Here is a 12579-nt window from a genome sequence, read left to right on the forward strand (position 1 = left end):
CTTACAAGTTGCAGCATTACGATTATGGGGCTAGGTTCTATGCAAACATTATCTTCAAACATCTTAGACACTATATGCTGCGACGAATTGTATTGCCTTCTACCAAAGTCGTCGGCCATGCGAAACAGACTTATCTTTATTTCTCAAAAATACGAAATAGCGCATAGCTAAGCGGGACTAAGAGTGTTATTGAGATTTCTTGAGGACCAAAATGCCAATTGAAAGAGATAATGCCAATACCGCATAGAAACCACACAATCCCCGTTGCCAAAAAATAATTACTTAAAAAATCTTTTAATTTTTTCATGTTGCTTAAGATATAATTTATTACCAGGTGTAACTTTGATTTGAATATGTCGCGAGTGTTTTCTCTTTTTGTTTTAGGAAAAATTGACGATGGGTATTCTTCGTCTTTATATCCTAGGGCAGCAAGAATAGCCTTTACTGTAAAGGTTCGGGGTGTCACATCTCCTGTCTCGATTCGTTGCACAGTCCGCACGTTGACACCAGATCGGGATGCAATTTCTTCCTGCGTGATACCACTGTTTTTTCTTAATTCAGCTAAATATTGGCCAAGTTTTGGTTGCTTTGTCATCTTTAAAATTCAACTCCCCAATTTTAAAGAAAATTCTGCGGATAACGTTTTTTTAAAAACTTTTTGTGCACGGCATTTACCCGACATTATTATTAATGTCAAGAAATAGAGTGAGTTAGAAAAGACAATAAACAAAATAAAGATTCGTATTCTAATTTATATGCCATTCATGACCGCGTCCATTTTTGCATTCCGTACTTCTTCTTTCTGTGTCCGTTATCTTGAAAATCCACAGCAGTGATTTTATGGTCTTTTTTCTTTCGATCTCAGGGAGCTCACTAAGTTTATTGAAGGCTATTTTTGTCGGATATGAATTTAAAATCACAATCGGCGTAAAAGTTGGTTTCAATGGAATTGTTCGAATTGCGTTTTGATAGGCTTTCGTGCTGTAGCTAGTTTTTTCTGGAATGGAATTAAAGATGAAGTTTCTTAGTATAACAAACAGTTCATCAAAATTGAACTGCGTATCATCTAATAGGAGAGTACACCCTTCGTGGAATTCAATTCGATCCTGAGCTATTCTATTTATCAATATTTCGGTGTTTGTCATCTGGTTCTTCGGATATCATTTGCAGAGAGTTCCCCACATTTTTAAGTTCATCCCGTTAAAATTTGTTTTTTCCATCGTACAAATTTTCAGGTACATCAGAAGCGATTAATATCCCAAAATCTTTGCTTGTGTTTTCATATTTGCTAGTCAGTTCTTTTTTATCTATGATCGTGAGCGATCTGAAAATTTTGTCGTCTATGGCAGCCAGATTTCCTTCATAATTCTCTGCTAATACTTTTCCATTGAGGATGTATTGAAAGCTGTTGTCGTTTTCTAGGGACTCCAACAGCTGTTTGAATTCGATCGATTTGGACTTGAAATAATTAATGAAGCGTTTCCTACTAAAGTCCTTGGTTTCGATATACACTACGCCATCAGTAGTGTTTCCAAATATGCCTAATGTAACACTGTCTTTATATACTGTTACTGCTGCTATTTGATCGGCATTGTATTTTTGCATCTCCACTATGTCAACGCGGATGCTATCAATAAATATAATGGGTTTCTTTTCGAGTTTTTCCGCAACCCTTTCTGGAGGGGACTGCGCATAATTTAAAAGGCATGAAAAAATGGCGAGTATAGTAAGTGCTAATTGTTTCATAATATTCAATTGATTAGTAATTTTATCTTCCTATCAGCTCCGAAAGTCAACATCGCTATCAAGGCTATTCCGATATCTAGTCGAACTTTATTATAGTATCTCATATCTTTAAGTTATACCAAGTATAACATAAAAATACAACAAAATAAACTCACAACGGTCAAAGTGGGTTATGATACGTTAGATATATTGGAAATCTTCATACTGATATTCCTCTTTGTTATATTGCTTCACAAGTTCTTTGAAATGGCGATTCTTTTTGTTGCTTCCAAACATACATAAGATTTTCTTAAGATTTGGGTTTTCAAGTGCGGGCAACATGTTCTCAGGCAATTGGTTTTGAGCTGAGATGTAGATAAATTCCCCTAGCGCTGAAGCATTCCTTAGGGAAGATAAGTCTTGGAGTCCTTTTAAGTTTTCCATGAATACTCTTCTTAGAGACTGGTTGTGCGTAAAATTGGGTAGTGCTTTAACCTGTTTAAGTGATTGAAGAAACAGGTTCTGCAATGTAGGCAATTTGGAAATAAACGATAAGTCGTCTAGATCTCTCACTTGCCATAGTTCCAAATATTTCAGATTCGGAAGAGTGGTTAATGCATCAAAATTCCGAATGCCACCAAGTTTAACGTCCACGGACCACAGATTCTCCAGGTATTTCAGGTAGTCGATATCTTTTGTCGAAATGGATCTTAACACTACCTTTTGTAGTCTTTTTAAAGAGCTAAGTGCTTCAATTCCGTTTTGTTGGCCTTCCAAGAACAGGTATTCTAATTGCGAAAACCTCGATATACTATCGATTTTTGGTTTTTTGGACCTTGTTTGGTGGATATAAAGCTCTGTAAGATTAGGGCTGATCCTATCCAAAAAGTCAAAATTATTCAGATTAAAAATCCCCACCCCCAAATGTTCTAAGTTAGCTAACTGTGTAACTAGCTCAATTCCTTGAGCATCAATTAGACAATCAGCCGAAAAGCTTCGCAAAGAGGGTAGACGTTCAATAACGTTAAGATCACAGGTGCTTCCATAATGGCCAAATATTCGAAGCGAAATTTCAGGTCTTTTGGAATATACTACCTTTTCTAGCAGATCGATCTCATTGACGGATAAAGGTGCTGAAAACTGAATTGACTTTGTTCTGGGATTTTGGACAATTTTAATGAGATCATCTTCAGTTATGCCGGTTGAAATATGGAATCGACCTGTGCTGGGAATTTCGTTAACATTTTTTAAGATCATATTGGTTGCTGGTTTTTGTGTTTCATGGATAATGTGGGTTTAAAGTCAAAAAATCATCCATTTCTATGTTAAGTAATTTGGTTCGTTCTATAAAGTTAGCAAACAGCCGTTTAAAAAGCAACAGTTGCGAACACCTATCAAACAAAAAATCCTGAAGCGGGGAGCTTCAGGATTTTTGTAACTAACCAATTATTAACCTAAATTATGATACTAATATCGGAGCAAACAAAATGCCAAAATTTATAACCCATAGCTGGTTTAACAAAAACGTGACAATCTAAAAACGGTTCTCTTTTTTACCTATGCTGCCAGCAGTGGCCACTGCCAGATACTATCCCTTCTGTCGCTGTTTCCGTCTGTGTCCGCATATTGTCTATTAACGTCAAGTTTTTTGGCGCAAAAAAATGACGTTCTATTATATGCCCAAGTACTAATGAGATGGACGAAACTTTTATGACTTAATCGGCGACTATTCTGATCGTTCGCTTTCATTTAACTCCTCCATCTCCTCTCTTAATTTCCTTATTTGACTTTGGATGAGCCTGTGCCGGGACCTCGAAAATAATAAACCGCCTACAGCGACAATCACAATCGTAAGTATAAATTCTATACCACCCTTCAATAAAGCGTTCCCGTTTGTAAAAAGGACATAGGCCAATAAAGGGATTAATAATACATAGGACATCGTAGTCAATTTCTTTACCCACAATTTCTTCTGTTCATAGGCTAAAAACAATATATTAATATGCTTCACAGGCTTGGAAAAATCCAGCTTACCCAATAGCTTAAACAACTGAAATGTATCGAAGTAATGAGCCAGTCCAGCGAATAGAACAAGAAATACCAACATCACCCCACGTAAAGACAAGATAGTAGTGTCAAAACGTATTATAAGAAAAACACACAATGCTACAGTCAGCAACATACGAATGCCCGATTCCCAGCGCAACAGATTAATCCTATGCCTAGGTTTGCGAGTCATCATTTCGTTCAATATTCTCTTATTGATCCTCGTGTTTTCTTCGAGACGTTTACTAAACATATGCCAATTTTTTTCTAACTCTGAAAATTCCATAATCAATGTTTTTATTTGCTTGCTAAATCTTTTAATTGATGTTTTATCCGTCCTATTCGCGTGCCTACATTGCTTTGACTGATCCCCATAATGATACCGATCTGCTCGTGGCTATGACGATCGAGGTACAGCAAAATGATTGCTTTGTCAAATGCGTTCAACATTTCAATTGTTTCATAAAGCTTGTCATACATTTCATACAGTGATGGATCTTCTGAAATAATATGTTGATCCCAATTCGGACTATTATCCCAAAAAAATAGCAAAGACTGTCGTTTATCCTGTTTCAATTTAGAAAGGGCTGTATTGAGTGCTACGCGATAAACCCAGGTAGACAGTGCTGACCGTCCCTCAAAAGTCGAAAATGACTTCCATAGCTGATACGTCATCTCATCCAATAAGTCTTCACGATCCTGCCTAGTTTTAGAATAAACCGCCGAGATCTTTAATAGTATCCCAAGGTGTTCTTCCAAGATTTTTGTAAACTCCTTTTGTTGTTTTATAATGTCAACCATTCAGCTATTAATTGTTTCTGAGTCTTTAGTAGAAAAATATGAACAAAAATCACAAGAAATAGAAATATTTTTCAGTCATTGTCACCAAGCAAAAGAAATAGAGCAACAGTTTGGTGACACCGGTACGCTTCCAATCTTTTGAAGCTCATCAAAGTTTGGTTCCGCCGGTCTTTTCTTCAATCCATTCTACAATCTCAGTAGGAGAGAATGTGGCCAAACAATAAAAACATTGACATAAGGGGGGCTCTATTTGTAATCGGTATGAAGAAGAAGCGTCGTGGGCTTGTTCTAAATATGTTTTACTGTATTTATGGTTAAGATTAGCTATTAGTTTTCTGCCGTCGTCTCTGTCTGAATAATTGTGTATCTGTCGGGCTTCATTTTCTTTGTGATCCTTCTATCAACAAGGTCTGTTAAACTTCTGTATTTAAATGTCTCTTCTGTTTTATTTCTTTCAATTTTAAAACTTTTGGAATAGACTTGTTCTTTATCAATACAGCAAGATTGTCCAACCCCATAGAACGCAGTTGGGTTAAAACCAACTAGCAAACTGTCAAGGTTATTACCGTTCCCATCTATAACTATTGGCCTTGTGTAGGTTTTATCGAATGTCCATTGGTTTATATAACCAATTCCATTGGTATCAACTGTCAAAATATTTTCCTTTATATCAGCTAAAACCAAGTCTATTTTACCCGAATAATTAGCGGGAACTATGACTGTCGACGTTGGCGAGTATAGCATATAGTGAATATGCGCGAAACCTATCGTTGTTGTTCAAAAGAATATCGTTAAGAACAAGATCGACGGAAATAAAAGTTACCGTTTTTTCATAATTGGCACGTGTAAATTCCTGATTGATGTTTTCGGTACATTGTTTTTTTTCCAAGCCTCTGCAATATCAGTTTCGCCGTTGAGCCAACTGATGTAGTTGTCCAAGATAACGGAAGATATGCTGTCAGGATCACTGTATCCTCTCTTTATAAAATATTGTTGAAGACGTGATGCTCCCCAGAGCCCCCAGTTATTTCGGATCCACATCCCTAATCCCATATGGTAATTTATTCCTGCGGACGATTTGAGTTTTTCTACATCAACAGGTTTTAAGATTATATTTAGCTGCGAGAAGCATTCTTTCAAATTTTTCGGAATATATACATTACCTATAGAATCAGCAATTAAGTTAGCTTGTTTTATTTTTTCTTGTTCTATTCTTTCCGCGGTACGCTCTTTTTTTGCCATTGATTCATCGACATTCCTATATGTACCAAAGAAGTATTCGAAGTATTCAAATCCGATTTCTTTTTTCACGAAATCAGATTTGAATATGTTCGATTCGAAATAATCTGCTATCAGATTTTTATTCAAAGGCGATTCCGCCGTTAGTTGCTCTATTTCAAATGTGCCATCTTGACCGAGTAATCCCGTTACGCTTACACTATACTCTTTAAATAGATTTCTTTTGGAAGAGTCTAAATGAATATATCTCATGTTCAATAGGTCAGCTATTTCCTCAGATGCTTTTTTATTCGTTCTCTGGTTCAAAAAATCGTTAATTTGGGTATATGCTTTGTCATAGCGTACGATTTCAGCCTTATCTGTATGTTGATCCTTTAGCGCATTATAAAAAGAAGAAAAAGGGGCTCTTCCGATAATTTGCCCTGTTCTAAGATCTAATACAGTGGTGTTTTTTTGGGAATCCGTGCAATACAGCGTATCGTTTTTAATAAGTACAGGTTGTTTACGCAATAATATTTCTTTGGCAACGTGATTTTCATCACGTGTCTGTTTTGATAGATTATCATCCTCCGTTGTTTTTACAGGATTGATAGTTTCATTATAACTACTATAGAACAAATTGCATTCGGTTATAGCCGAGTTACATCCGGTAAATTCGTCCAATGTATATGCTTTTTTTAATTTCCCTTTATGGTAGAGGGTCACATGTTTGTGTTCATCATCCTCTAAAAAGCTTTTTGTGACGAGATAGACGACACTCAATCCATCGTTTGATATGGCTAAGTAGCTATTTGGCTCGTTCGGGAGGATGTCAAACGATCGCGGTATCACATATAATATTTTGTCATTTTTGTAAACGATGGACTTCCCTCTCGTAGTTGGGAATTGGTCATCATAAGACATGCTTACAATTTTAAATATTCTATTTTGGGAATTGACGGTTCCTATCTGTAGCATACCATTAGAAAAACCGTATTGTGCAAAGCACACATTTATGGAAATTAGGTAAGAAAGAATGCTGAGGTAGTAGAATTTCATGAGTTATTTTTATTAGATTTCATCCCCAAACATTTATGTACATCGCTTGGGTATTCCACAAGACCGATAATCTCTGATACCAAGTCCTACCAAGGTGTCACCACTCCATGCTGTAATCAGTGTATGCGAATTAACAAGTGCAAGCAACAGGTCCTTTGGCTTATTAGCGGTACTCCATTTATTAGAATGGTACAAAGGCAAGATGTTTTGTGCGGTGATATTCCTTGACTCTGACAGTGTTATTTCCATAATTGCTATCTATTTACGCCCAGCATACACCACTATCGTACCCGCAATCTGATCATGGATAGCCCGTTTTCGCGCATTGGTAGATACCGTTATTAATGAAATACCCCCCAAGAACACCTTCGCGATAAAGCGTACCATCGCAAGCGGAAAGATTACGTTTTTACCTACGTCGTGCTCTTTCTTTACACGCAATCCCATTATCATATGGCCAACCGTGCCGCCAAAAATGCTGGTGAACAGCGGGTCGTACAAGAAGAAGATAAATAGCAGGCAGATTATCCTTACACTATCCGGTGCACCGCCAAAGGCAGAAATAATTGCCGAAACAAGGAATAAAGATCCTAGCACCAGTACGTTATCGATTACTATCGCTTTTACTCTTTCAAGTAGTCCGGGATAGTGTACCTCCTCTACATATCCTTGCGGAATATTCTCATGATATGTTGTCGTTTCATTCATCGGGTTTATAGTTAATAATTGTTCCACTAATATAAAGTTGTTTGTCGATAAATACAACTGAAAGAGCTAAGTACATCTGGTAAATTTGAAATTATTTCAAATATATTTATCGGACAGGAGGGGGCTTCACGGGAAACCCTACAGTAGATAGGACTGTTTCATATTGAGATCAGTTAAATTAAGGGTAAACCGTTCTGCCACGATTTTGACTTTTCTGTGTTAGCTAGCCGTTCGTTGTTTTTTCTGCTATTGGTTCATAATAAAGGATAACAGCACCACCGCTAAACGTTTTGGTCTTTATGAGTTTAAGCGTAATTTTTTCGCTGATGTTTTTAAATAACGGCAAACCGCTTCCTGCGATAACAGGGTGAATACAAAGTTGATATTCGTCTATTAAATTAAGTTTCGTCAAAGCCACAATCAAACTCGGACTGCACACAAAAACTGGTGCACCCGATTGTTGTTTGAGTTCCAAAACTTCTTTCTCCAGGTCTTGACTAGCTAATTTTGCACTTTTCCAATCTACATTTTGCAAGGTACGGGAAAAAACAATCTTCGGAGTATTGTCTATTGCGACTGCAAAGTCATCCATTGCTTTATCGCCTGTAGGATTTTCCAGCACGGTTCGCCAAAACTCCATAAGCTGGTAGGTTATCCTGCCATATAGAGCGGTATCAGCGCTTCTCAACAAATCAGCGTAATGTTGATGTACTTCTTCGTCGGGAACACCTGAGGTATGGTCACAAAACCCGTCAAGCGTCATATTCATTGCTGCAATTACTTTTTTCATATTTTCTTTTTTGCTGGTTAGTCGGTTTGGTAGGTCGTCTTACACAGACCATTGCTTTGGGGTGCTTTTTTGACGACATGTGCTCGATGGTGGGTTTAATTTACCCGTGCTAATACCCAGGCTAGGGTTAGATTGTTTAAGATTAACTTTTTCATTGAATTACTCTTCAGACCTTTCTTTTTCAATTTGCAAAATGTTGTTCTGAATGTCCTTCATAATCCATTTTCCCCACCAACCCGCATAGAAGTTAAAAGTAGTATTCATTTTGAAATGGCTGTATAAATGTAAGCGGTGGAGACCATTTGCCAATTTTTCAAGTTCATATGTTCCATTTAGAACATCAAAATAATCTCCGCCGATCACGATGTGTTCATCTAACGTGGTAGACGGGATTTCGTGTGGATATGCTTTTATAGTAAAGACCATTTTTTCATTGTCGATGTATTCTATGACTGTTTCGTGGAATACAAGCCCTTTTGTGAAAACAGCTTCTCTATATGCTCCGACACCTTCAAAATCCAGTTCTGCTCTAACTGGTCGAGGAAATCCCAGTATATTAGTCAAATATCCCTTATCCAGTTCACTGGGGATTTCCTTTACACGGGTTACATTGTCCCAAATCTTTTCTGCTGGTGCGTCGATGTCAATATGCGTATAGGCCGTATAAGTTGCTGGGATTTTTTCAATCAGGCTTTCAAGTGGACCGGCGAAAAAGGGCAGAAGTACCAAAAGGGAGATGCTGAGCCTGTTGTTTGTTCTATTTGTCTTTAAGTAGCCGCCAATCACTCCTCCAATAGAAGCTGCTATTAAAAATGCAGGCAATATCATTAACCAACATGCCCAACCTTCAACCTTTAAAACTAGCGTGATGATTAAAAAAAGAAAGATAGGTATCCAAGGAGTACATATTCTATAGGCTATGTTTTTTGCTTTTTCGGGGGGTGACAGGTAAACCGTCAAAGCACCAACGATTGTCGGCAATAGAAATAAAAACGTGATTGACATCACCGAGAACAGCTCGTTCCATGTGTCGATGCCAAAAAAAAGCCGAAGAACAACCGCATATAATACCGGAATTCCAATAACTATCAAGGTGTTTTTTTTCATACGGCTTTAATTTGTCAGGAAATTTGCACCCATTGGTTTGAAACCATTATCCCTATGTGTCCGTTGGATTTAGTCATGGTGAATTTCGCAAAGGTTATATGCATCATGTATTTTAAGTCAATTTAGATCAGTTTGAAGTACTAAAATAGGAATTATTTGTCAACTTTCGTTTACGATTTCTAATAGTTCGTTTCACGAAGTTTTATTAGAGGAGAAATGGATTTGTATACGGTCTTAAGTTTTACTAAATTAAACAGAAGCTTACGGTTCTTTAATAATCCCTTTTTTATCCGTTAGTGGAATTATGAAAATGCTCTCAGGAAGCTTTTGAGCTTTTATGTCTATTAACGTAAAGGAATAGCTGAATCCATTAAAGTCGAGCTGATAATAGTATATAATCCTGTTTCTGAAAGGAGTATAGTGTGGCGAATTTAAATTGTGACCAGTGTAAGGCGGTACGAGGTAATTTTTATTGATATCGGTTGTGTAGTCTTGCTCGTCGGCTACTATAAACGTCTCTGTAATTGCCGGATCTTTCAATACATACTGCTTACATTTTTTTGAAAAGAAATCGACATCTGAAATTGTAATGGCATCTGTATTGTACGCCGTAAAATTGTCTTTGTTGTATACAGAGTTTGTCAAATCCGTTGCAAGTAGAATTCTCTCCTTTTTACGAGATAATATAACTTTAGCAATTGTGTAGATTCTATTATTTCGCTGTATCAGTATATTTTTCTCATCGGTTTTATTGTTCTTCCAAACAGCGTAGTCATTCCCTTTAATAAACACCCTTAGCGAATCAAAATATTCTGTAGCCTCCCTAAGTTCACTATCCGCCATACCCCTTTTAAGAGAGTCAATTAGTTTGCTCGATACATTAAACTTATACAACAATTCTCCTTCAAACTGAGCATAGGACTCCAATGCATAAATAAAAGTTAAGCATAAAATAAATACCGTTCTCATGGATCACAATTAATTGACTTCTACAATGATAGTGATTCTCATGCTAAATTTAATGCGTAATATTCGTTTCACCATACGCTATGCCCTGTTCCGGCCAGAGCAGGTCTTACAATAATAGCTTATATTGTTTGAGATGCTTCATAAAGGCCTCTTTGTAACTATCAGAGATGGGAATTGTATCTTTACCAATCCTGATACGGTTGCGCTCGATATTATCTATTTTAGAAGTCGCGACCACATAGGAAAGATGTGTACGTTGAAAATTTTCGGCTGGAAGCAGCTCTAATGCTTCGTTAAATGTTAAAAGCGTCATTATACTTTTCTCAGCACATACAAATTGCAGATAATCACTCATTCCTTTTATAAACAATATACTTTCAAGCTCTACTTTTTCTAATCTATTTTCCACTTTAAGGAAAATATAGTCCGTCCTTATGTTTTTCTCACGGTTATATAACGTATTATAAGCCTTATCCACAGACTTCAAAAACCGCTCAAAAGTAAACGGCTTCAATAGGTAATCAGTAATATCAAACTCATATCCTTTAAGCGCATATTCGTCGTACGCAGAGGTAATTATGATTTTTGGTTTCGACTGTAAGGCCTCGAGAAAAGCCATTCCAGAGAGACCTTTCATCTGAATATCCAAAAATACCAGGTCGATCGTATTATCCTTTAGATACAATAGCGCCTCGAGAGCATTATCAAAAACGTGTACCAAATTCAGGTATTTTACATCTCTGACAAATTCCGTAATTTTTAGAAGAGCCAAAGGCTCATCTTCGATAGCAATACAATTAATTTTCATCCAATGTAATCTCTAAATTAACAGTATAAAGACCATCGGAATCACTTATTCTTAATGAATGTCTATGCGGGTAAATCAAATTTAATCTTTTTTTTACTGTTGCCAAACCGATTCCGTGCGATCCATCTGTACTTATTGAGGATCCGTCAAAGTAATTTTGGCAGCTGAAAGATAGTGATCTGTTTTGAGCTTCGATCGAGATCGTAATACCATCCTTCATGTTAGAATCAAGAGAATGTTTAAAAGCGTTTTCTACAAAAGGTATTAATAGCATCGGTGCAATCTCTAATTTTGTAAAATCACCTTTCACTGCCAGATTTAAGAAAAGTGGATCTTTCCAACGTAGCTTTTCCAGTTCAATATAATTTTCAATGTTTGTGATTTCCGATTGGAGTACCGTGCGATCTACATTTGCATCCTTCAGCATGTAACGCATTATATCAGCTAATCTGATAATGGATTCTGAAGCCTTGTTCTGGTGTGTAAATATCAACGTATCAATGTTATGTAATGTGTTAAATATAAAATGAGGAGCTATATTGCTTTTTAGTAAATCGAGCCTACTTTGTAGACTTTCCTTTTCCAGCCGGTTGATTTTCTCTTTCTTTTTAAACCAGTCAATAAAAAACTTAAAAATAAATCCTATCGTAAGCCAGAGAGGGATTGTCGTGAAAAATATAGAAAGCTGGGCAGCCGTCTTTGGCGATAATATGTAGATGACTGCAAATAAAGCCAGCAGTCCAGCTACTATTGATATTAGTAATTTTCTCCTTTTTCTGGTCTGAAAGGCAACCAAGTATCCGAGGTAGAACGATATTGGTATTACATACGTACCATAACGTGCAATCTTTCCGTATTCCTGCACTGTCAAATGTTTGAAAATAAACTGAGATACGAAGAAAGAAAAAAATAGAATGGACCAGAAGGCTAAATGGAAATAAAGTATTGTGGATTTTTTCATTTTTTAAAGTTTTCCCTAAAAATCTATTGAATATACAGCAATACAAAATAGAATCTACGGTTTGGTTAAAATTGTCGACGGTTTCGCTACAGGCTGAGATTCTTATCAAACAAAAATCCTGAAGCGGGGAGCTTCAGGATTTTTAACTAACCAATTATTAACCTAAATTATGAATACTAATATTGGTGCAAACAAAATGCCAAAATTTATAACCCATAGCTGGTTTAACAAAACTTAACAACCTCAAGGCGGTTCTCCCTTTTTACCTATGCCAGGAGCAGCGCCTACCGCCAGATACTACTCATTTATAGTAACTCAATGTATTATTTTTGCACCACTTACTGTAGATGTCGGCGGATACGTCTGCCGCTGTTTGCGCCTCTGGTT

The 12579-nt window shown here is 36.8% G+C and carries 15 protein-coding genes; all 15 read right to left on the reverse strand.

The window, feature by feature from the left end; genetic code table 11:
• Window positions 1-136 precede the first annotated feature (136 nt).
• Window positions 137-595: a helix-turn-helix domain-containing protein gene (locus tag FAZ19_RS07075; RefSeq protein WP_136820020.1), complete on the reverse strand. Its 459-nt coding sequence runs from the start codon at window positions 593-595 to the stop codon at window positions 137-139.
• Window positions 596-746: 151 nt separating this feature from the next.
• Window positions 747-1145, reverse strand: coding sequence for a DUF5958 family protein (locus FAZ19_RS07080; protein WP_136820021.1), 399 nt, complete (start codon window positions 1143-1145; stop codon window positions 747-749).
• 55 nt (window positions 1146-1200) lie between these two features.
• The gene (locus tag FAZ19_RS07085) at window positions 1201-1746 is read right to left on the reverse strand and encodes a hypothetical protein (RefSeq protein ID WP_136820022.1); all 546 of its coding nucleotides are present in this window, start codon (window positions 1744-1746) and stop codon (window positions 1201-1203) included.
• Between the two features lie 180 nt (window positions 1747-1926).
• Window positions 1927-2982: a leucine-rich repeat domain-containing protein gene (locus FAZ19_RS07090; RefSeq protein ID WP_136820023.1), complete on the reverse strand. Its 1056-nt coding sequence runs from the start codon at window positions 2980-2982 to the stop codon at window positions 1927-1929.
• 469 nt (window positions 2983-3451) lie between these two features.
• Window positions 3452-4057, reverse strand: coding sequence for a hypothetical protein (locus FAZ19_RS07095; RefSeq protein WP_188876096.1), 606 nt, complete (start codon window positions 4055-4057; stop codon window positions 3452-3454).
• Between the two features lie 11 nt (window positions 4058-4068).
• Window positions 4069-4572, reverse strand: a complete 504-nt coding sequence (locus FAZ19_RS07100) for an RNA polymerase sigma factor (protein WP_136820025.1) — start codon at window positions 4570-4572, stop codon at window positions 4069-4071.
• 327 nt (window positions 4573-4899) lie between these two features.
• Complete coding sequence (locus FAZ19_RS07105) at window positions 4900-5316, reverse strand: hypothetical protein (RefSeq protein WP_136820026.1); 417 nt, start codon at window positions 5314-5316, stop codon at window positions 4900-4902.
• Window positions 5317-5391: 75 nt separating this feature from the next.
• Window positions 5392-6849: a DUF6794 domain-containing protein gene (locus FAZ19_RS07110; protein ID WP_136820027.1), complete on the reverse strand. Its 1458-nt coding sequence runs from the start codon at window positions 6847-6849 to the stop codon at window positions 5392-5394.
• A 33-nt stretch (window positions 6850-6882) separates the two neighbouring features.
• The gene (locus FAZ19_RS07115) at window positions 6883-7098 is read right to left on the reverse strand and encodes a hypothetical protein (RefSeq protein WP_136820028.1); all 216 of its coding nucleotides are present in this window, start codon (window positions 7096-7098) and stop codon (window positions 6883-6885) included.
• Window positions 7099-7107: 9 nt separating this feature from the next.
• Complete coding sequence (locus tag FAZ19_RS07120) at window positions 7108-7557, reverse strand: RDD family protein (protein WP_136820029.1); 450 nt, start codon at window positions 7555-7557, stop codon at window positions 7108-7110.
• A 223-nt stretch (window positions 7558-7780) separates the two neighbouring features.
• Window positions 7781-8347, reverse strand: a complete 567-nt coding sequence (locus FAZ19_RS07125; protein WP_136820030.1) for a dihydrofolate reductase family protein — start codon at window positions 8345-8347, stop codon at window positions 7781-7783.
• A 159-nt stretch (window positions 8348-8506) separates the two neighbouring features.
• The gene (locus tag FAZ19_RS07130) at window positions 8507-9454 is read right to left on the reverse strand and encodes an SRPBCC family protein (protein ID WP_136820031.1); all 948 of its coding nucleotides are present in this window, start codon (window positions 9452-9454) and stop codon (window positions 8507-8509) included.
• A 261-nt stretch (window positions 9455-9715) separates the two neighbouring features.
• A complete protein-coding gene (locus FAZ19_RS07135; RefSeq protein ID WP_136820032.1) occupies window positions 9716-10423 on the reverse strand; it encodes a hypothetical protein in 708 nt (235 codons plus the stop codon).
• 106 nt (window positions 10424-10529) lie between these two features.
• Window positions 10530-11231, reverse strand: coding sequence for a LytR/AlgR family response regulator transcription factor (locus tag FAZ19_RS07140; RefSeq protein ID WP_136820033.1), 702 nt, complete (start codon window positions 11229-11231; stop codon window positions 10530-10532).
• Window positions 11221-12192, reverse strand: coding sequence for a sensor histidine kinase (locus FAZ19_RS07145; protein WP_136820034.1), 972 nt, complete (start codon window positions 12190-12192; stop codon window positions 11221-11223). The genes FAZ19_RS07140 and FAZ19_RS07145 overlap by 11 nt, the downstream gene beginning before the upstream one ends.
• Between the last annotated feature and the right edge of the window lie 387 nt (window positions 12193-12579).

This window comes from Sphingobacterium alkalisoli (assembly GCF_005049105.1).
Taxonomy (GTDB): Bacteria; Bacteroidota; Bacteroidia; order Sphingobacteriales; family Sphingobacteriaceae; genus Sphingobacterium; species Sphingobacterium alkalisoli.